We start from the raw sequence: 21,040 nt of genomic DNA on the forward strand, positions 1-21,040 counted from the left end.
GGACGCATTGATGTCTTACGTGACTACCTCGGAACGGCAGATGTCCCTCGTCGCGGAGATTTCAGCTGCCTGTACCAGGGCCGAATACGCAGAAGTTCTAGTCAAAGTGGCACGTGCCTTCGGTTTTCGGCACATAACGCTGATGCATGCGCCCACGCCCGAGAGCGTCCTTCTCAGAACTCTACTCATCGAAACGTCCATACCATCTCAATACTTCAACCAGTTCGACCGCGCTCGAATTATGCGCTTTCCCATGCTTTCTGGAGGAATCGGCGATTCCGCGCTGCCGCGCTCGTGGAGCCTTTTCGACAATTCTTCGGCCGCTATTTTCCCGAATGAGTTGAGCGAACTGTTGCGCAATTTCGGCATCCCGACGGGCGTCGCGGTTCCTGCCTATGCAGGCGACGGCGAGCGTGTCCTGTTCTGGCTCGGCGGCGACCGCCCGCTACTTGCCCAAACGGAACTCAACGAATTGACGATGGTGACGCTCCATCTGCTCGACGCCTATAACCGCACGAAGCAGTCGAAGCTTGCCGAACACACGCCTTTGTCTGCCCGCGAACGCGAGGTCGTCCGCTGGACGGCACAGGGAAAGACATCCATCGAGATCGGACAAATCCTTTCGCTGTCCGACCACACCGTCAACGCCTACATGACGAGCGCCATCAAAAAGCTCGACTGCGTGAACCGGGCGCAGCTTGTCGCCAAGGCGATCCGCATGAAACTGATCAATTAAACACGCTGCTTCATCGATCGAGCACGGAACGCGTCTCGACGAGGTTCGAGCGCACGCGGAGAATGTAGAAGCCCATCGTCGCCAGATGGCTCGGCATGATCCAGCCGTCTTCCCGGCCGTTGGAAATGATTGCCGGCTGGATCTGCAACGCCGCTTGGAACTGCCGCATCGTTGCGCCGAAGATGGCGCTCAGGTTGCGTTCCGCGACCACCTGCGAAAAATCGGACTGCGCCGCCGCAAGGATCGCGTAGTAGGCATAGAGCTGCCCATAAGCAAACCAGAACCGATCGTCCGCGCGGGTATCGAACCAACCGCGATGGTGGTTCTGAGAGCGGTCCGCAAGCACATCGGACGTGCTGCCGAGATCGTTGGCGATGCGATCAATGAACTGAATGAGGTTGTCTGCACGGCCATCGAAGACCGCGTTGCAGGCGGCCAAATCGGTGTTGAACTTGCGCAAGCTTTCAATCGCCGAACGGTAGTAGCTCGGCGTCGGCGTCTTCGGCCCGAACGGATTCAGTCCGAAATACCAGCTGTATTCATCGAACTGCAGCTTACCTCGGGCGTCTTGCAGATCATTGTTGATACCCGAGGTACCACGCACCCGACCGAGCGAGTCGACGAGCTCTGCTGAAGTGCGGCGCACCGCCTGGTTCACGCCGCGCTGGAACGACGCCTTGTTGTCGAGAAAAGGCGTGTGGTCCCAATCGACACCGAAGAAGCCAAGACGGTAAAGGAGCATGGAGGAGATCCATGCATTCTGATTGACGTTGAAGTCCGTTAGATCGGCCGCGACATCGACAATGGCCGAGCGCTGGCAGGTCTTCGCCGCGCCGTCCGTTGCTGGCAATTCCTGTCCAGCGGCAACCTTGCGTTCGGAAAGCCGGTACTCATTCACGAAGGACGGATCGAAGCCGGACCAGACCTGCGTCTGCCAGATGAAGTAGCAATAGAGAACGGCAAGCAGCCCGATCAGGCCCAGGATCGGCAACCGGATCATCCATGTCCGTTGAACGTACCAGCCGCGGGCGGCGATAAATGGCCAGAAAGCCCAGGCGAACAGGAGTCGCGCCCAGCGTCCGATGGTACGGCCGATCAGCCTGAAAAAACCGGCGATCCGGTCGAGCATCGTTTTCTCCTTGCCGTGGTGGACCAACATTGTCTGCGCACTGACATATGCGCTCGCTCCGGCAAGGACAATATCGTGCTGATATTATTGTTTCTTCGGCGCGAGCTAGAACGGAAAGCGCAAGCGCAGCCGCTTGGAGATTTTCGTCGTATCGATGACCGGGTCTCCGGAGCTGTCTTCCTGATCCGGCCGGAACGCCTCGAACTTGCTCGCAAAGGCAGCATCCGCGGTCCGCTTGCGATGTTCCAGCTCCTGCGGCACCAGCATATTGCGCTCGAACAGTTCGATCGGCCCGGCAATGGCGGGAAAAAGTTCGGCTGAAATCTGGACCTTCGATCCCGGAATATCGGTGTCGACCTGTGCCTGATAAATCAACAGCCTTTCTTCGGTGTCGATGACGACCTTGCGCGTCAGCGCATTGCACCGACCAACCTGGGTATTGAGTGCATCGACGAAAACCTGGAACAGATTGATGAAGCGCTCGCGGCGCTGGCTATCCTCCCGCATGCCGCGCTCTTCGTCAGCAACGCGCTCGGCGTCCGCCTTCAGCGCGCGGCGCTCCTCTTCCATGCGCTCCCATTCGGCTTTGCTGCCGTAGAGGCCAATCCTGCCCTGCGTGGTGAGCGCCTTGGCATTCAATTCCCGGATACGAAGGCGCGCGATATCAATCTTGTCCACCAGCCGACGGCGCTGTTCGACGATGCCGATCAGGCCATGCTCTCCCAGCTTGTGAAAGTCGATCGCGATTGTGCGGTAGCTCGCGATAACATCAGCGGTGGCATCGGACTTGACCAGCAGGTTACGCAGCCGCTCCACGACAGGGGCAGCGCGCACCCGCGCGCTATGACGACGCCACATCCGCTGGCGCGAAAAGCGTCCGATGAATTTCTCGCCGGCGGTAAGGCCACGGAAGCTGTCGAGGTCCGCCGAAACCTTGATCGTCAGCGTGTCGAGAACGGATACGAGCTCCGCAAGCAGATTGGTCAGGCTCGTGCCGTTTGCCACAAATGCCTGGAAGCGGCCGTTCTCGACAAGGAAGCGCTCGTCGTCGACTGCCGCCCCTTGGCGGGCGAACTCGTTAATGAAATCGACGCAGACTCTAGCCTCAAGACGCAACTGTTCCACGAGCGCTCGCGCGGCTTCCAGCTGAGTGTCAAAGGAGAAAGGCTTGCGCACCGGGACGCCTCCATGAATCGGTTTCCGCGAAACTAGCGCATAAGCCGCCAATCCGGAATCGATTTGAGGAGTGCCTACACCGCCTCCGCTCGCCACTCCCCGTTCATGGCGTCATCCCAATGGCGCCGGCAGAGCGACACGTATTTTTCGTTGCCACCGACGTCGATCTGCGCACCTTCGTGCAGGACCCTTCCGTCCGCATCGAGGCGCACCACCATCGTCGCCTTGCGCCCGCAATGGCAGATCGTCCTGACCTCACGCATCTCGTCGGCAATCGCGAGCAGTTCTTCCGATGCCGGAAACAGCTTTCCCTGGAAATCGGTCCGCAGGCCGTAGACCATCACTGGGATGTTCATCCGGTCGACGATGCGCGCAAGCTGCCAGACATGCTCGCGCGTCATGAAGTGAGCCTCGTCGACGAAGACGCAAGCGATTGGCTCCCCTTCCTTGCCGAGCTCGCCGATCAAAGCCTGCAGGTCCGCGTCCGGTTCGAAGGCAATCGCGCTCGCCTGCAGCCCGATCCGGGAGCCGATAATTCCCTTTCCGGCGCGCTCGTCGAAGGCCGCGATCAGCAGAACGACGCGCATGCCGCGCTCCTCGTAATTGTAGGAGGCCTGCAGCAGCATCGTCGACTTGCCGGCGTTCATGGTCGAGTAGTTGAAATAGAGTTTTGCCATCGTTTTCTCCGTCTTTCGCTTCTTGGAAGCTCGAAACCGCGAAGAAAAGTCCCCCATTTTGATAATCACAAGAAATTCACGCCGGAAAATCGCCAAAACCCTTGAAATCCCGGCACTCCGCGAAAAAATGCCCTACGTCGCAATCGGGTACTCCAATGCGGCGCAAACGCACTCAGGTCGCTTGTAAAACTCGGCTATTGGTGATTGGCTTGGGAACGTAAGACTGGGAGTCTAAAATGAAAACGACAAGCGCATTCAAACTGACTACCGCCACCGCAGTTGCCGCTCTCTCTGTTGCAACAGCAGCATTTGCCGCGGACCCCGATAGCTGCTCCGCCGTCCGTCTTTCAGACGTCGGCTGGACGGATATCACCGCTACCACCGCCACCACAGCGGTCATTCTGAAGAACCTAGGCTACGAGCCCGACATTAAGGTTCTGTCGGTTCCGGTTACTTATCAGTCGCTCAAGAACAAGGACATCGACGTGTTCCTTGGCAACTGGATGCCGGCCCAGAAGAAGGACGTCCAACCCTACCTCGATGAGAAGACCGTCGATTCCCTCGGCGTCAATCTCGAAGGCGCCAAGTACACGCTCGCTACCAACGCCAAGGGCGCTGAACTCGGCATCAAGGATTTTAGCGATATCGGCAAGCACAAGGACGAGCTTGACGGCAAGATCTACGGGATCGAGCCCGGCAACGACGGCAACCGCCTCGTCATGACGCTGATCGAGAAGAACGAGATGGGAATGGGCGGGCTTGAACTCGTCGAGTCCTCCGAACAGGGCATGCTCGCGCAGGTCGCCCGTGCCGACAAGGACGGCAAGCCGGTCGTGTTCCTGGGTTGGGCGCCCCACCCCATGAACGAAAACTTCAAGATGACCTACCTTACCGGCGGTGACAGCACCTTCGGCCCGAACTTCGGCGGTGCGACGGTCTACACCAATACCCGTGCCGGCTACACCACCGAATGCCCGAACGTCGGCAAGCTCATCTCGAACCTGAAGTTCAATCTGGAAATGGAAAACCAGATCATGGGCAAGATCCTCAACGACGGTGAGGATCCGCAGGTTGCCGCGACCGAATGGCTGAAGGCAAATCCGAACGCAGTTGATCCGTGGCTGGCAGGCGTCACGACGAAGGATGGCAAGGACGCCCTTGCCGCCGTGAAGTCCGGCCTCGGCCTCTGAAACTGATGACGGGGCGGCCCTCGCCGCCCCTTCTTGTTTCACCTCGATCTTTGCTCTTTCGGATAGGCGCGCTCCTTGAATTGGATCACCGACTATAAAATTCCTATTGGCCCCTTCGCCAAAACGACCGTCGATTGGTTGACGTCGAGCGGCGAGTGGTTCTTTAACCAGCTTGCTTTCGTTTTATCGCACGTTATCAATGCGTTGCTCTTTATCTTGCAGGCTCCGCATCCCCTGATCGTGCTGGCCGCGATCGTCGGCATTGCATACTGGCTACGCCGCTCCATCGGCGTCGCGGTCTTCACCCTGCTCGGCTTGCTGCTGATCATGAACCAGGGCTATTGGAAGGAAACGACGGAAACACTGGCACTCGTCCTGGCGTCGACGTTCGTCAGCATGGCCGTCGGCATTCCGCTCGGTATCGCCGGTGCGCGGCGCGCATGGGTGTTTTCGATCATGCGGCCGGTCCTCGACCTCATGCAAACCATCCCGACCTTCGTCTATCTGATCCCTGCGCTCATCCTTTTCGGCCTTGGGATGGTTCCGGGCCTGATCGCAACCGTGATTTTTGCGATCCCCGCTCCGATCCGCCTGACCCGCCTCGGCATCATATCGACGCCGCCCTCTTTGGTTGAAGCCGCAGAGTCATTTGGCGCGACACCGATGCAGGTACTGCGTAAAGTCGAGCTTCCCTTTGCCATGCCGCAGATCATGGCCGGCCTCACGCAGACAATTATGCTCTCCCTCTCGATGGTGGTCATCGCCGCTCTGGTTGGCGCCGACGGTCTCGGAAAGCCTGTCGTGCGCGCGCTCAATACGGTCAACGTCGCCATGGGCTTCCAGGCGGGCCTCTGTATCGTCATCCTCGCAATTATTCTCGACCGCATGTTCCGCGCGACGGGTGAAGGAGAAAGCGCATGACCGCGGTCCGTTTCGACAACGTCAGCATCGTCTTCGGCGACAAGCCGGAGAGTGCCCTCGCCCTCGCGGACCAGGGCAAGAACCGTGACGAGATCAGCGCCGCAACCGGACTCGTGCTCGGCGTGGCAGACGCCTCCCTGAGCGTCCAGGAAGGCGAAATTCTCGTCCTGATGGGCCTTTCCGGTTCAGGCAAGTCGACCCTGTTACGCGCCGTGAACGGGTTGGCGCCCGTCGTGCGCGGCGAGGTGTCGGTCGCAACGCCGAATGGCCCCTGCAGCCCTTACAAAACGACGGCCAAAGGTCTGCGTGACCTGCGCATGCACACCGTTTCCATGGTCTTCCAGCAGTTCGCGCTGCTGCCATGGCGAACGGTCGCGGAAAACGTCGGCTTTGGCCTTGAACTCGCGGGTATGCCGGACGCCGAACGCAAGAAGCGCGTCGGCGAGCAACTCGAACTCGTCAACCTGACCAAATGGGCTGACCGCAAGGTCAATGAGCTGTCCGGCGGCATGCAACAGCGCGTCGGCCTTGCCCGCGCCTTTGCCACCGGTGCGCCTATCCTGCTGATGGATGAGCCGTTCTCGGCGCTCGATCCGCTGATCCGCACACGCCTGCAGGACGAGCTCCTCGAGTTCCAGCGACGCCTGAAGAAGACCATCCTGTTCGTGAGCCACGATCTCGACGAAGCGTTCCGTATCGGCAACCGCATCGCCATCATGGAAGGCGGGCGCATCATCCAGTGCGGCACCCCGCAGGAGATCGTGAAGAACCCCGCGGACCAGTACGTCGCCGATTTCGTCCAGCACATGAACCCGATCAGCATGCTGACGGCCGAGGACGTGATGCAACGCGGTCTCGGCCACGCGGCCGCCGGTGCAAGCGTCAGCGGCACGGCGCGTGCGGAAACGCCGCTCATCGACATCCTTGATGCGCTGTCGCGCCAGCCCGGCAGTATTGGCGTCGTGGAAAACGGCGCGATCATTGGGACCATCTCGGCGCAGGATATCGTCGAAGGCCTCACGCAGCATCGGCGCAAAGAACAGGCTTGATCCCTGCGTCCGCTTCCGCCAAGAAAGTGGACATGAAAGATCAAGCTTCCGTTCTCAGGGAAACGGACGGAGAAGCCCGCAAGCTCGCTCGCACGCTTCTCCGCTCCGCCCGTTATGCCGCAATTGCCGTTCTCGATCCCGGGACCGGCTTTCCCTTTGCCAGCCGGGTTCTCCTCGGCACGGACATTGACGGCGTACCCGTCATTCTCGTCTCAGGCCTGTCGACGCATACTCGTGCGCTCGACGCCGACCGCCGCGCGTCGCTTCTGACGGGCGAGCCCGGCAAGGGCGATCCGCTCGCCTATACCCGCCTGACGACCCAATGCCTAGCCGAACCGGTCGAGCGCGACAGCGAGATCCACGCGCGCATCCGCAGCCGCTTCCTCAATCGCCATGCCAAGGCCAAGCTCTACATCGATTTTCCGGATTTCCGTTTTTTCCGGCTCATGCCGCAGTCGGCCAGCCTCAATGGCGGCTTTGGTCGCGCCTATGTCTTGGAAGGCGAGGACCTGACGATTCGATCCCCCGGCAATGAAGCCGTGGCAGCTCAGTCAGACACGATAGTGCAAAAATTGCTAGCTGAGCGCCCAGATCTGGCAGCGACAGCCGCAGCGGGCCTCAAGGCTGGCAACGGCGATTGGCGCATTTGTGGAGTGGATTGCGCCGGTTTCGATCTCATTTCGGGTGATTTGCTTCTGCGCTGCGAGTTCGAGACCGTCGCACAGGGGGTCGATGATATTTATTCACATATATCTAACATGAAATACGCAATACCTGAAATTTAGCTATATACAATCTTGAAGCGGTATTGATAGTTTTCGCCGTCCGGCATTGAGCGGGAACACGCGTTCTTGAAATTAGTTTCACACCAGGAAGAAAATATGGACACAATCGATTTAACCGCCAATGCAAACGTTGCAGCTGCCCTTTTGTCGGCAATGGCAAACCCCAAGAGACTTCTGATCCTCTGCAACCTGGTCAAGGGCGAGATCCCCGTCGGCGCGTTGGCGCAGGAAGTCGGTTTGAGCCAGTCCGCGCTGTCGCAGCACCTATCCAAGCTGCGCGCCCAGAAGCTGGTCAAGACGCGACGCGACGCACAGACGATCTACTATTCAAGCAATTCCGAGCCGGTCCTCAAGATCCTCGAAGCCCTCACCGACATCTATGCTGTTCAAAGCCGCGCAAAGTCTGCGGCGTAAGGACGCGCTGACATAACGTCAGCCTATAAGCCCCACTGCCGAGGGATGCATCCGGAATAGTGCGGCACCTTATTTCAGTACGTCTTCATACTCTTAGACCGGCAGCAATGCCGGTCTATTTTTTTGCACTGCGCCAGCCGGCGCGAGCGCCCGCTGGCAACGGCAGCCGCTTGACGCCCGGACAAGCGCTGATAATTTGACCGGGCAGTAAAAAAACCGCCTCAGCCAATAACGGGAACGGCCTCCGAAACGGCCATGGAGAACAGCATGTCCAACCGCCTCAATACCACGCCAAACGACCTCCGGGCCTTTTGGATGCCCTTCACCGCGAACCGACAGTTCAAGAAGGAGCCGCGTCTCTTTGTCGGCGCGAAGGACATGTACTACCAGACCCACGACGGCCGCCAGGTGCTCGACGGCACTGCCGGCCTCTGGTGCGTCAATGCCGGCCACTGCCGGCCGAAGATCACCGAGGCGATCCGCGAACAGGCTGGCGAACTCGATTACGCGCCAGCCTTCCAGCTCGGTCATCCGAAGGCCTTCGAGCTGGCAAACCGCCTCGTCGACATTGCACCCGAAGGGATGGATCACGTTCTCTACACCAATTCGGGATCTGAATCGGTCGAAACGGCTCTTAAGGTCGCCCTCGCCTACCATCGGGTGAAGGGTAACGGTTCGCGGTTCCGTCTCATCGGCCGCGAGCGCGGCTATCACGGCGTCAACTTCGGCGGCATCTCCGTCGGCGGCATCGTTTCCAACCGCAAGATGTTCGGTGCCCTGCTGACCGGTGTCGATCACCTGCCACACACACATCAGCCAGGCAAGAACGCCTTTACCCGCGGCCAGCCGGAGCATGGCGGCGATCTGGCGACGGAACTCGAGCGCATCGTCACACTGCACGACGCTTCGACGATCGCAGCCGTCATCGTCGAACCGATCGCCGGCTCGACCGGCGTCCTGATCCCGCCTAAGGGCTACCTGCAGAAGCTCCGCGAAATCTGCACCAAGCACGGCATCCTGTTGATCTTCGACGAAGTCATCACCGGTTTCGGCCGCCTCGGTGCCCCGTTCGCCGCCCAATACTACGACGTCAAGCCTGACATGATCACCACCGCAAAGGGCCTGACCAACGGCGTCATCCCGATGGGCGCGGTTTTCGTGACGTCGGAGATCCATGACGCGTTCATGAGTGGTCCAGAACACATGATCGAGTTCTTCCACGGCTACACTTATTCCGGCAACCCGATCGCCTGCGCGGCAGCTCTCGGCACGCTCGACACCTACAAGGAAGAAGGGCTGCTGACCCGCGCCGCGGAGCTTGCGGACTACTGGGCCGACGGACTGCACTCCTTGAAGGATTGCCCGAATGTCATCGACATCCGGAACACCGGCCTGATCGGCGCCATCGAACTTGATCCGATCGCCGGCGAGCCCACCAAGCGCGCCTTCACCGCCTTCCTGAAGGCCTATGAGAAGGGCCTGTTGATCCGCACCACCGGCGACATCATCGCGCTCTCGCCGCCACTGATCATCGAAAAGCACCACATCGACGAACTCTTCGGAAAACTCCGCGAAATTCTTCAAAACAACATCTGATCGATGCGCTTTGGGGCCCGTTTTTGCCAGATCAGGCAAAAACGGGCCCCATTTCTTTATCTTCTTGCGAAATCCGCGGTAAATTCCTAAGAAACTTGCTGTGCACTCGCCGAAGCCAAACATGGCAGGCGGATGCTTCGGCCGTGCGGCTGCTCATCGTCTCTTGGCGCATCCCGCAAGGGCTGTTGTACGATCTGGGCACACTGCTGCGGTACTTAATCGCGGGTTTGAAAACCCACCCAAGGAGAAAGAAAATGAGTCTGAAGACTTTGTCGGCGGCCCTTGTCGCCTCGCTTGCCTTTGCGCCGCTCGCCCATGCAGATATCACCATTGGCCTCATCGCGCCGCTGACCGGTCCGGTTGCCGCCTATGGCGACCAGGTGAAGAATGGCGCACAGGCTGCTGTTGACGAGATCAACAAGAAGGGCGGCATCCTCGGCGAAAAAGTCATCCTCAAATACGCCGACGATGCCGGCGAACCGAAGCAGGGCGTTTCCGCCGCAAACCAGCTCGTCGGCGACGGCATCCGCTTCGTCGTTGGCCCGGTCACCTCGGGCGTCGCCATCCCGGCTTCTGACGTTCTCGCCGAAAACGGCGTGCTGATGGTGACCCCGACGGCAACGGCTCCCGATCTCACCAAGCGTGGTCTCGCCAACGTTCTGCGCACCTGCGGTCGCGACGACCAGCAGGCTGAGGTCGCCGCCAACTACGTTCTGAAGAATTTCAAGGACAAGCGCGTCGCGATCATCAACGACAAGGGCGCTTACGGCAAGGGTCTGGCCGACTCGTTCAAGGCAACCCTGAACGCCGGTGGTATCAAGGAAGTGCTCGACGACTCCCTGAGCCCCGGCGACAAGGACTTCAGCGCGCTCACGACCCGTCTGAAGGCCGAGAACGTCGATGTTGTCTATTTCGGCGGCTATCACCCGGAAGGCGGCCTGCTGGCCCGTCAGCTGCATGACCTCTCCGTCAAGGCCGTCATCATCGGCGGCGACGGCCTATCGAACAGCGAGTTCTGGAACATCGGCACCGACGCAGCCGGTGGCACGATCTTCACCAATGCCATGGACGCAACGAAGAGCCCGGACTCGCAGGCAGCTGCGGACGCACTTAAGGCCAAGGGCATCCCGGCCGAGGCCTTCACGCTCAACGCCTACGCCGCAGTCGAAGTCCTGAAGGCGGGTATCGAGAAGGCCGGTAGCGCTGAAGATTCGGAAGCAGTCGCCAAGGCGCTGAAGGGCGGCGAAGCGATCCCGACGGCAATCGGCAAGCTGACCTACGGCGAAACCGGCGACCTGACCTCGCAAAGCTTCGCGCTCTACAAGTGGGAAGCCGGCAAGATCGTTCCGGCCGAATAAGCCTTCGATCTCCCGATTTCGATCGCCGGGCGTCCCTCTGGGGCACCCGGTTTTCGTTTGTGGACCGGCCGACAAAGCCGATCTCGCTTTGTCGGACACATGGGCTATAACTGGTGAAACGCCAGCACGAGGATGCCATGACTGCCAAGCTTGAACGCCTCATCGACCAGGGAACGGGCCGCCTGCCCGCCGACATCGTTCTGAAAGGCGGCCGTTTCTTCGACCTTGTGACCGGCGAACTGGTGGCATCCGATGTCGCGATCGCACAGGATCTTATCGTCGGCACGTGCGGCAGCTACGACGGCGAAACCGAGATCGATATCTCGGGCAAGATCGTGGTGCCGGGCTTCATCGATACGCATCTCCACATCGAGTCGTCGCTGGTGACGCCACACGAATTCGACCGCTGCGTCCTGCCCTATGGCGTAACGACAGTCATCTGCGACCCGCACGAGATCGCAAATGTTCTCGGCACCGAAGGCATTCAGTATTTCCTCGATTCGTCCCTCGAAACGATCATGGACATCCGTGTCCAGCTCTCCTCCTGCGTGCCTGCGACGCATCTGGAGACATCGGGCGCCGACCTTCCGATCGAGCGCCTCCTTCCCTTCCGCCATCATCCGAAGGTAATCGGCCTTGCCGAGTTCATGAATTTCCCCGGCGTGATCCACAAGGATCCGATCTGCATGGCGAAGCTCGACGCCTTCCAGGGCGAGCACATTGACGGCCACGCCCCTCTGCTCTCGGGCAACGACCTCAACGGCTATCTCGCCGCCGGCATCCGCACCGAGCACGAATGCACGAGTGCTGCCGAAGCGCTGGAAAAGATCCGCAAGGGCATGCACATCCTCGTGCGCGAGGGCTCTGTTTCGAAAGATCTCGCAGCCCTGATGCCCATCATCACCGAGCGCCTGTCGCCCTACATCGCCCTTTGCACCGATGATCGCAACCCGCTCGACATCGCCGAGCAAGGGCATCTCGACTACATGATCCGTACCGCGATCAAGAGCGGGGTGGAGCCGCTTGCCGTCTACCGCGCCGCCTCGATCTCGGCTGCCCGGGCCTTCGGCTTGAGGGACCGCGGTCTCGTCGCCCCAGGCTGGCGCGCGGACCTCGTGGTCATCGACAGCCTCGAAAACTGCCGCGCGGATCTGGTCTTTGCTGCCGGCCGCCAGGTGACCACGGAACTTTTCGCCACACGCAAGCCGGTGGAGCCGGTCGGCCTCGACAGCGTCAAGGCCCGGCCCGTGAACGCCGCCCACTTCGGCGTTCCTGTGGCCGATGGCGAAACGCCTGTCATCGGTGTCACTCCCGGCAAGATCATTACCGAACACCGCCGCTACCGGCTACCGGTGAAAGGCAACCAGACCGCCGTCGATCTCGGCAACGACATCATCAAGGTCGCTGTGATCGAAAGGCACGGCAAGAACGGCAACCATGCCAATGGCTTCGTCCAGGGCTTCGGCCTGAAGAAGGGTGCGATTGCCTCCACCGTCGGCCATGACAGCCACAACATCTGCGTCGTTGGCGTCAGCGAGGACGACATGGCGCTCGCCGCCAATCGCCTCGGCGAAATCAACGGCGGCTTCGTGGTTGTGGAGGATGGCAAGGTCACCGGCGAGATCGCCCTGCCCATTGCCGGCCTGATGAGCCTCGAGCCCTACGAGACGGTGCGCGACACGCTCCACCATCTACGCAAGGCCGCCTACGCGCTCGGCACGACGCTTGAGGAACCCTTCCTGCAGGTGGCCTTCCTGCCGCTCCCGGTCATTCCGCACCTGAAGATCTCGGATCGGGGAATGGTCGATGTCGACAAGTTTGCGCTGATCGGCTGACGTCTAGCCAGCCACCCGCGCACAGAACGCGTCGAGCGCGACAAGCTTGATTGGGCCGGTTGCCGCTCCCGCCGCAAAGCCCGGCATAGCCAACCGTTCTCCTATCACCATTCCCGCCGGCGGAATGAACTGTGCTGGCTTGCGCGTCAGGTTGAAGACAAAGAGCAGCGTCTCGCTTCCCTTGGTGCGCGTGAAGGCGAGCAGGTCCTGATTGGTCCCGATGAACTCCATCGCGCCGTCAAGCAATGCCGGATGGCCTTTCCGGAATTCGAGCGTCTGCCGGTAGTGGTTCAGAACGGAATGCGGATCGCTCTCCTGCGTGTCGACGGAAAGCGCTGCCTGCTCGTAAGGAACAGGCAACCAGGATTTTTCGGCCATGGTAAAGCCGGCATGCGCCTTCGCAGCCTCCCAGGGCATCGGCGTGCGGCATCCGTCGCGTCCCTTGAAGGCCGGCCAGAAACGGATGCCGTAGGGGTCACGCAGATCCTCGAAGGCCAACTCGGCCTCCGGCAGGCCGAGTTCTTCCCCCTGATAGAGGCAGATCGAGCCGCGCAGCGTCGCCAGCACCGACATGGCGAGCTTGGCAACGACTGGCCGCTCCTCCGGGGTCTTTGCGAAGCGGCTCACATGACGGTTGACGTCATGGTTCGAGAAGGCCCAGCAGACCCAGCCATTGGCAACCGACTTCTGGAAGGCATCGACGCAACTGCGGATATGGGTAGCGGTAAACTCCGGTCCGAGCAGGTCGAAGGTGTAGCACATGTTCAGCTTGTCGCCGCCGGCGGTATAGGCAGCCACCGTCTTCAACGAGCGTGCTCCGTCGCCGACCTCGCCTACCGTCGCGCGCGCTTCGTAGTGGTCGAGCAAGGCCCGGAAGCGCTGGAGGAAGCCGATGTTTTCCGGCTGCGTCTTGTCATAGAGGTGGTTCTGCATGCCGTAAGGGTTCGTATCGGGCGCATCGAGACCGGCATCGCTCTCGTCGGGCGCATGCGGGGGATTGTCGCGAAGAAGCTTATCGCAGAAGTAGTAGTTCACTGTATCAAGGCGGAAGCCATCGACGCCACGGTCGAGCCAGAACTTCACGGTGGCGAGCACGGCATCCTGAACCTGTGGATTGTGGAAGTTCAGATCCGGCTGCGAGGTCAGGAAGTTGTGCTGGTAATATTGCCGGCGTACGCCATCCCATTCCCATCCAGGCCCGCCGAAGATCGAGAGCCAGTTGTTGGGTGCCGTGCCATCTGGCTTCGGATCTGCCCAGACATACCAGTCGGCCTTGGGATTGCTTCGGCTTGAGCGGCTTTCGACGAACCAGGGATGAACATCGGACGTGTGCGATATCACTTGGTCGATGATGATCTTGATGCCGAGCCGGTGAGCCGCCGCCATCATCTCGTCGAAATCATCGAGCGTTCCGAAGATCGGATCGACATCGCAATAGTCGGAAACGTCATAGCCCATATCGGCCATCGGTGACTTGAAGAATGGCGACAGCCAGATGGCGTCTACGCCGAGGCTGGCGATATGGGGCAATCTCCGGGTAATGCCCTTCAGGTCTCCGAGGCCATCTCCGTTCGTATCCTGAAAGGATCGTGGATAGACCTGATAGATAACCGCACCTCGCCACCAGTCCGCTGTTTTGCCCGCAACCGACATCAGCCGTCTATCTCCTACCTTCATTCGATGATGCCAACACTAAAGCGGGCGGGACAAAAAACAACCTTCAGCCGAAATCAGTCGAACATCCCAGCTTCTGCATTTTGCGCTTTAGCTTTTCGCGGTGCTTGATGTCCTTGCTAGGCAGCTTACCGCCCACCGTGTTTCGTTCCTGCAAGGCGAGTGTCTGACAATCCCACTTTCGCTTGCCTCCGCCTCCGTGTGCGGAAGCGAGACCGGTTGAAAGCGATAGCGCCGCAACCAGCGAAATACCAATCAGAGGGCCTGAGATCGTCTGCAAGCGTGTGTCCCCGTAACTGCGCGAGTGCCACTATGCGCGCTGCAGATAGGGTCAACAATCCGGCCTAGAGTCGCAGCCACATGCCGCTCGTGGCTTGTCAGGAACAGCCTCTACGCGTATCAGCGAAAGCGGGAAAATTCAGGGAGGCTTTCTGTGAGCGGGCGTTTTCTATCGATCGGTGAATGCATGGTAGAGCTTTCGCATGCAGGCGCCGGCTTGCTGCGCAAGGGCTTTGCCGGCGACACGCTGAATACAGCCTGGTACGCCCGCGCCTGCCTGCCGGCGGATTGGTCGGTCGAGTATTTTACCGCGCTCGGCGACGAAGCCATGTCCGATGAGATGATCGCCTTCTACAAGCAGGCTGGCATCGGCACGGAATTTATCAGGCGCATCAAGGGCAAGGCGCCGGGTCTCTACATGATCAGCCTCAAGGATGGCGAGCGCTCCTTTAGTTACTGGCGCGACAACTCCGCCGCCCGCCAGCTCGCAGCCGACGCGGAACTCCTTCGCGAGGCGATCGAGGCCAGCGACGTTGTCTACTTCTCCGGCATCACACTTGCGATCCTGTCTCGCAACGACGCCGACACCCTGCTCGCCGAAGTCCGCCGCGCCAAGGCCGCCGGCAAGATCGTGGCCTTCGATCCCAATATCCGCCCGCGGCTCTGGTCGGGCTATGACGTGATGCATGCGACGATTAGCGAAGGTGCGCGTGCCTCTTCCCTGGTGCTGCCGAGTTTTGATGACGAGGCAACGCACTTCGGCGACGTTTCGATTGCAGCAACGATCCAGCGCTATCGCACCCTCGGCGCGACGGACGTGGTGGTCAAGAACGGCGCAGAAGGAGCAACGTTGAGCTTCGACGGCGTGGAGAGATTCGTCCCGGCTGAGAAGGTCGAGCAGGTCGTCGACACGACCAGCGCCGGCGACAGCTTCAACGGCGCATTTCTCGCCCGCTACCTCGAGACCAAGGACGCGCCCGCCGCCGCCGCATTTGCTGCAAAGGTTGCCGCACGCGTCGTCAGCGAACATGGAGCCCTCGTTGCCTGGGAAAAACTTGGTATCAACCACGCCTGAGCAACACCGGACGATCGGTGTAGCGCAACTGTAATATTTCCATCATCGACGGTCGCCAGAATGTGAAGCGCGGGAATCGAGTCCCCGGGTCTGCCGGGAGTTTGGCCGGCGCCCCCGCGGGCGCGGCTTGGATGGAATTGGGGCGTGCTGCAGCATATGTCGGATGTTGGGGGCAACGAAGGCCGGAACGCATCTCGGCCGGGGGTGGCGGAACGGCTGGTCATTGTCAGCGATGCCTGGCATCCGCAGGTCAACGGCGTCGTCCGTTCGATCGAGAACACCAACCGCGAACTGGCGAAAATGGGCATTGACGTGGCAATGGTGACGCCGCAGGGCTTTCACAGTGTGCCCTGCCCCACCTACCCCGAAATTCGTCTTTCCATCGCCAGCTACCGCCGCGTCGCGCGCGAGATCAGAAAACACATGCCCTCCTACGTTCATATCGCAACGGAGGGTCCTTTGGGGCTGACGGCGCGGCGCTGGTGCCTGAAGAACCGCATGCCCTTTTCGACCAGTTACCACACCCGCTTTCCGGAATATGTTTCGGCCCGTTTGCCCATACCGAAGAGCTGGCTTTATGCGTTCGTCCGTTGGTTCCACAATTCCGGCGCCGGTTGCATGGTCGCGACCCCAAGCCTCGCGCGCGAACTCTCCGACAAGGGCATTCGAAACCTCATGCCGTGGAGCCGCGGCATCGATGCCGATCATTTCCGCCCCATGCCCCTGGACGACGCGCCGTTCGGCCTTGCCCGCCCGATCTTCATGACAGTCGGCCGCGTTGCCCTGGAAAAGAACTTGCCGGCCTTCCTGGATCTCGACCTACCGGGATCGAAGGTCGTCGTCGGTGACGGGCCGGCTCGTGCCGAGCTCGAGAAGCGCTATCCAGATGTCCACTTCGCCGGCCTGAAGGTCGGCGAGGAACTGGCGAAGGCCTACGCCCAGGCGGATGTCTTCGTCTTCCCCTCGCTGACGGATACGTTCGGAAATACGATCCTCGAGGCCCTCGCGTCAGGCGTTCCCGTCGCCGCCTACCCTGTCACCGGCCCCCTCGACATCATCGCAGACGACAACGACGTCGGAGCACTCGACGACGACCTGAAAACGGCCTGCCTAACGGCGTTTTCAGCGTCGCGCGAGAAGGCACGCGAACTCGCGCTTCAATATTCCTGGGAAGCGGCGACGACACAGTTCATCAACAACATCCGCGCCGCCAACGGCGTCATTACGCCGAAGTGGAAGAAAGCCTGGCAATTTGCTGCCAAGTCGCTGCCAAGAACGAAAAAGCCCGGTGATGCCGCCGGGCCCGTCTCGTCAGGAACCTGAACCGGTTATTTGCTGAGCGCGTCGCGGAGCGTCTGGCTGGCAACGGAGATTGCGCTGCGCACAGCGGGCGTCTCGGCAATGGCGTTCAGAAGCACGAAGTCGTGGATCGTGCCGTTGTAGCGGATCGAGGTCACCTTCACGCCCGCCTGACTTAATTTGCGGCCATAGGCCTCGCCTTCGTCTCGCAGCACGTCATTCTCGTCGGTGATGATCAATGCCGGAGGCAACCCGTTCAGCTGATCGAGTGAAGCCTGGAGCGGGGAAGCAGTCGGCTCCCTGCGCTTGGCTTCATCGGGGAGATACGCATTCCAGAACCACTTCATCGCTTCCTTCGTTAGCCAAGGACCGTTGGCGAACTGATTGTAGGAGCCGGTCTCGAAGTTGGCGTCGGTCACGGGATAGAACATGACCTGCTGAGCGATTGCAGGACCGCCGCGCTCCTTGGCAAGCAGCGTGACCGCCGCGGTCATGTTGCCGCCGACGCTGTCGCCGGCCACCGCCAGGCGGGTGGCGTCGACATTGAATTCCTTCTGGTGTTCAGTGACGTATTTCGTTGCGGCGTAGGCCTGCTCGATCGCGATCGGATAGCGAGCCTCCGGCGAGCGCTCATAGTCGACAAAGACAACAGTGGCCTTGGCGCCATTGGCGATCTCGCGAACGAGACGGTCATGCGTATCGGCATCGCCAAGCACCCAGCCGCCGCCGTGGAAATACATGACGACAGGAAGCTTGCCCTTCACGCCTTCTGGACGAACGACACGCAGCTTGATGCTGCCGGTCGGTCCAGCCTTGATCGTCAGGTTCTCTTCCTTGGCGGCAAGCTTCTTGGCGTCACCCTTCTGCGCCCCGGCAAGGACATTGCGGGCGTCGGAAGGAGACAGTGCATAGATTGGCTTGGAGCCAGCGAGCGCATCGATGAACTTCTGGGTTGTCACTTCCAATACCGGATCGGCAGCGGCACCCAAAGTGGTTGCTGCGAGGATGGCTGCTGCGGAGAGTGCGGTCTTTGCGGTCGACATTGTCCTGTCCTTTTCGGTTGCTATTCGTCGTTGGCGCATCATCTATATATTGCACTATTATATATCGCACGATATAAACAGGCATAGCTCTCATGCAGAAAGATTGGTTGCGATTGTTTATTGCGCGATATATGTTGTCGCGCTTTCGGAGAATTGGATATGAGCGACGATCTGAACCTAGATGATTTTATGTGCTTCGCCCTCTACACCGCAAATCACGCGATGAATCGGGTCTACAAGCCACTGCTTGATGCGCTGGACCTCACATACCCGCAGTACCTGGCAATGGTCACCCTATGGAAAGAAGACAACCAGACAGTCGGCGACATCAGCGAGAAGCTTCACCTTGAATCGAGCACCCTCACCCCTCTCCTGAAGCGTTTGGAAACGGCCGGCTACGTCAAACGCGAGCGCGGCAAGGACGACGAGCGTGTAGTCATCATCCGGTTGACGAAGGAGGGTCGCGAACTCAAAAGACGCGCAGCATCCATTCCCGGCTGCATCCTCGATGCATCGGGCCGAGAATTTGCTGACTTGAAACGGTTGGCGGCAGACGTGATCGTATTGCGCGACACGCTGACGCGTCACTCAAAATAAGGAGCAGCGGACCTATCAGGACCGCTTTTTCTTCGACTCATACGGATTGTCCGGAGAACGATAGTGAATCCGGATCGGCACGCTCGGCATGTCGAAATCGTTGCGCAGACCGTTGATCAAATAGCGGGTGTACGATTCCGGCAGCGCGTCGGAGCGTGTGCAGGAGATCATGAACGCCGGCGGACGGGCCTTCACCTGCGTCATATACTTGAGCTTGATGCGGCGACCGGAGACTGCTGGTGGCGGATGCTGAACCTGCTGCTGCTCCAGCCAGCGATTGAGGCGGGCAGTCGAGATGCGCTTGTTCCAGACCTTATCCGTATCGATGATAGACTGCATCAGCTTGTCGAGACCACGGCCGGTCTGGCCGGAGATCGGCACGGCACGAATCCCGCGCGCCTGCGGCAGCAAGCGGTCGGTCTTCTCGCGCAGGTCCGCGAGAACAGCCTGCGGCTCCTCGATCATGTCCCACTTGTTGAAGGCGAGCACGGCAGCACGGCCCTCACGGAGCACGAGATCGACGATGTGCAGATCCTGCTTCTCGAACGGGATCGTCGCATCGAAGACGATGACGACGAGCTCAGCAAAACGGATGGCACGTAGCGTATCGGCCACCGAGAGCTTTTCGAGCTTCTCGATCACCTTCGCCTTGCGGCGCATGCCTGCCGTATCGAACATCTTGATGGTGCGGCCGCGCCAGTCCCATTCAACGGAGATGGAATCGCGCGTGATGCCGGCTTCCGGCCCCGTCAGCAGTCGGTCTTCACCGAGGAAGCGATTGATCAGCGTCGACTTACCGGCGTTCGGGCGACCGACGATCGCCACGCGCAGCGGCTTCGTGTCGTCATATACCGGTTCTTCCTCTTCCTCGCCTTCCTCATCGATCGGCTGAGGGATATCGACGTCGGTGACGGCGACATCTTCCTTAGGCGGAAATGCGCGGTCTTCACCAAGGGCGGCAACGATCGCATCCCTAAGGTCGAGCATGCCCTGCCCGTGTTCGGCCGAGATCGGAGTCGGTTCACCAAGACCGAGCGAATAGGCGTCGTAAAACCCGGCGTCCGAGCCACGGGCTTCCGACTTGTTGGCCACGAGAACCACGGGCTTGCCACGGCGGCGCAACATTTCGGCGAGCGCCGTGTCGACGGGCGTCAGCCCGGTCTTGGCATCGACTACGAACAAAGAAAGGTCAGCCTCGTCGATCGCCGCCTCTGTCTGGGCGCGCATGCGGCCCTGCAGGCTCTCTTCATGGGCCTCCTCAAGACCAGCCGTATCAACGATGGTGAAACGCAGGTCGACGAGCCGTGCTTCGCCCGGGCGGCGGTCGCGGGTAACGCCCGGCGTGTCATCGACAAGCGCCAGCTTCTTTCCAACCAACCGGTTGAAAAGCGTCGACTTGCCGACATTCGGGCGACCGACAATGGCGACCGTGAAGCTCATTGAAATTCCTTACATTCAGCCCTGTGCGGCGGGCGCCTTGCCGGATGCGGTGATGTTATCAAGCATCATCTGGGCACGATTGGCAACATTGCGCGGGCTCTGCGCATCGTCGGCAATTGCCTGGTACCATTGGCGAGCCTGCGCCATGTTGCCAGCCTTGTAGGCGGCAAGGCCGAGCGCTTCGCGGGAGGAGTGACGGAAGGCATTACCGGGAACAGCCATTTCCTCGACATGGGCGGAAACCTGGTCGTAGGTGCCGCTTTCAATCAGCAGCCATCCGGCGCGCATCTTGGCGGCATCGCGTACGGCTGCCGGAGCAGCGTTGTCCTTGCCGATCAAATCGAAGGCAGCAACGGCGCCAGCCGTGTCGCCCTTCTGGGCCAGAACGCTTGCGGCACGCAGGCGGGCAAGGATCGGATAGGCACCATGTCCTTCCTTTTCCAACGTCTCGAGCGCGGCCAGCGCCTCGTCGTTCTTGTTCTCGTCGGCAAGCTTCATCGCGGCGATGAACTTGTCACCCGTGCCGGAGGACTGGTTATCGTCCCAGTATTCGTAGACCTTGTAGCCGATGGTACCGAGCACGATCAGGACGGCGAGCGCAATCAGGTAACGACCAAACCGGCGCCATGCGCCCTTCACCTGGTCGGAACGCAGTTCCTCATTGACTTCACGAATGAAGCTGTCGTCGTTGAATGCCATTCTCGTCTCCGGCCGCGGATATGCTTCGGCATGCGGGTTGCACGCACATTGTGGGGCCTTCTACCCCA

The 21,040-nt window shown here is 60.3% G+C and carries 19 protein-coding genes; 12 read left to right on the forward strand and 7 right to left on the reverse strand.

What is annotated here, in order from left to right; all coding sequences use genetic code 11:
• Positions 1–10 precede the first annotated feature (10 nt).
• A complete protein-coding gene (locus tag FHT97_RS08330; RefSeq protein WP_183861245.1) occupies positions 11–736 on the forward strand; it encodes a LuxR family transcriptional regulator in 726 nt (241 codons plus the stop codon).
• 10 nt (positions 737–746) lie between these two features.
• Here the strand turns inward: FHT97_RS08330 and FHT97_RS08335 are convergent, their stop codons facing one another.
• From FHT97_RS08335 to FHT97_RS08345, 3 genes are all read right to left on the reverse strand, one after another.
• Positions 747–1,865: a DUF2333 family protein gene (locus tag FHT97_RS08335; protein ID WP_183861247.1), complete on the reverse strand. Its 1,119-nt coding sequence runs from the start codon at positions 1,863–1,865 to the stop codon at positions 747–749.
• A 105-nt stretch (positions 1,866–1,970) separates the two neighbouring features.
• Positions 1,971–3,041 (reverse strand): hypothetical protein, encoded by a 1,071-nt coding sequence (locus tag FHT97_RS08340; protein WP_183861249.1) that lies wholly within the window; start codon positions 3,039–3,041, stop codon positions 1,971–1,973.
• Between the two features lie 74 nt (positions 3,042–3,115).
• Positions 3,116–3,718: a thymidine kinase gene (locus FHT97_RS08345; protein WP_183861251.1), complete on the reverse strand. Its 603-nt coding sequence runs from the start codon at positions 3,716–3,718 to the stop codon at positions 3,116–3,118.
• Positions 3,719–3,954: 236 nt separating this feature from the next.
• Between FHT97_RS08345 and FHT97_RS08350 the strand changes: the two genes are divergently transcribed.
• From FHT97_RS08350 to ade, 8 genes are all read left to right on the forward strand, one after another.
• Complete coding sequence (locus tag FHT97_RS08350) at positions 3,955–4,908, forward strand: choline ABC transporter substrate-binding protein (protein WP_183754104.1); 954 nt, start codon at positions 3,955–3,957, stop codon at positions 4,906–4,908.
• A 75-nt stretch (positions 4,909–4,983) separates the two neighbouring features.
• Positions 4,984–5,829 carry a choline ABC transporter permease subunit gene (gene choW, locus FHT97_RS08355; RefSeq protein ID WP_114713399.1) on the forward strand — a complete coding sequence of 282 codons (846 nt, stop codon included), beginning with the start codon at positions 4,984–4,986 and terminating at the stop codon, positions 5,827–5,829.
• Entirely contained in the window at positions 5,826–6,878 is a 1,053-nt protein-coding gene (choV, locus tag FHT97_RS08360) for a choline ABC transporter ATP-binding protein (protein ID WP_183861253.1), read from the forward strand. The genes choW and choV overlap by 4 nt, the downstream gene beginning before the upstream one ends.
• A 32-nt stretch (positions 6,879–6,910) precedes the next feature.
• Complete coding sequence (locus FHT97_RS08365; RefSeq protein WP_183861255.1) at positions 6,911–7,663, forward strand: pyridoxamine 5'-phosphate oxidase family protein; 753 nt, start codon at positions 6,911–6,913, stop codon at positions 7,661–7,663.
• A gap of 96 nt (positions 7,664–7,759) precedes the next feature.
• Entirely contained in the window at positions 7,760–8,077 is a 318-nt protein-coding gene (locus FHT97_RS08370; protein WP_016554762.1) for a metalloregulator ArsR/SmtB family transcription factor, read from the forward strand.
• Between the two features lie 267 nt (positions 8,078–8,344).
• Entirely contained in the window at positions 8,345–9,673 is a 1,329-nt protein-coding gene (locus tag FHT97_RS08375; protein ID WP_183861257.1) for an aspartate aminotransferase family protein, read from the forward strand.
• A 254-nt stretch (positions 9,674–9,927) separates the two neighbouring features.
• Complete coding sequence (locus tag FHT97_RS08380) at positions 9,928–11,031, forward strand: branched-chain amino acid ABC transporter substrate-binding protein (protein WP_016554764.1); 1,104 nt, start codon at positions 9,928–9,930, stop codon at positions 11,029–11,031.
• A 137-nt stretch (positions 11,032–11,168) separates the two neighbouring features.
• A complete protein-coding gene (gene ade / locus FHT97_RS08385; protein ID WP_183861259.1) occupies positions 11,169–12,866 on the forward strand; it encodes an adenine deaminase in 1,698 nt (565 codons plus the stop codon).
• A 3-nt stretch (positions 12,867–12,869) separates the two neighbouring features.
• Here the strand turns inward: ade and FHT97_RS08390 are convergent, their stop codons facing one another.
• Positions 12,870–14,519, reverse strand: coding sequence for an alpha-glucosidase (locus tag FHT97_RS08390; protein ID WP_183861430.1), 1,650 nt, complete (start codon positions 14,517–14,519; stop codon positions 12,870–12,872).
• A gap of 454 nt (positions 14,520–14,973) precedes the next feature.
• On the opposite strand from FHT97_RS08390, the gene FHT97_RS08395 reads away from it, so the two are divergent.
• Positions 14,974–15,894, forward strand: a complete 921-nt coding sequence (locus FHT97_RS08395) for a sugar kinase (RefSeq protein WP_183861261.1) — start codon at positions 14,974–14,976, stop codon at positions 15,892–15,894.
• A gap of 156 nt (positions 15,895–16,050) precedes the next feature.
• Positions 16,051–17,217 carry a glycosyltransferase family 1 protein gene (locus tag FHT97_RS08400; RefSeq protein WP_183861432.1) on the forward strand — a complete coding sequence of 389 codons (1,167 nt, stop codon included), beginning with the start codon at positions 16,051–16,053 and terminating at the stop codon, positions 17,215–17,217.
• Between the two features lie 5 nt (positions 17,218–17,222).
• Here FHT97_RS08400 and FHT97_RS08405 read toward each other — a convergent pair whose 3' ends face one another.
• The gene (locus FHT97_RS08405) at positions 17,223–18,236 is read right to left on the reverse strand and encodes an alpha/beta hydrolase (RefSeq protein ID WP_183861262.1); all 1,014 of its coding nucleotides are present in this window, start codon (positions 18,234–18,236) and stop codon (positions 17,223–17,225) included.
• A 159-nt stretch (positions 18,237–18,395) separates the two neighbouring features.
• Between FHT97_RS08405 and FHT97_RS08410 the strand changes: the two genes are divergently transcribed.
• Positions 18,396–18,833 carry a MarR family transcriptional regulator gene (locus FHT97_RS08410; RefSeq protein WP_183754086.1) on the forward strand — a complete coding sequence of 146 codons (438 nt, stop codon included), beginning with the start codon at positions 18,396–18,398 and terminating at the stop codon, positions 18,831–18,833.
• A 15-nt stretch (positions 18,834–18,848) separates the two neighbouring features.
• On the opposite strand, the gene der is transcribed toward FHT97_RS08410, so the two are convergent.
• Both der and FHT97_RS08420 read right to left on the reverse strand, forming a co-directional pair.
• Positions 18,849–20,273: a ribosome biogenesis GTPase Der gene (gene der, locus FHT97_RS08415; protein ID WP_183861264.1), complete on the reverse strand. Its 1,425-nt coding sequence runs from the start codon at positions 20,271–20,273 to the stop codon at positions 18,849–18,851.
• Between the two features lie 15 nt (positions 20,274–20,288).
• Positions 20,289–20,972, reverse strand: a complete 684-nt coding sequence (locus tag FHT97_RS08420) for a tetratricopeptide repeat protein (RefSeq protein ID WP_183861266.1) — start codon at positions 20,970–20,972, stop codon at positions 20,289–20,291.
• Positions 20,973–21,040: the final 68 nt, after the last annotated feature.

The sequence above is a fragment of the Rhizobium sp. BK399 genome (assembly GCF_014194695.1).
In the GTDB taxonomy this organism is placed as follows: domain Bacteria; phylum Pseudomonadota; class Alphaproteobacteria; order Rhizobiales; family Rhizobiaceae; genus Rhizobium.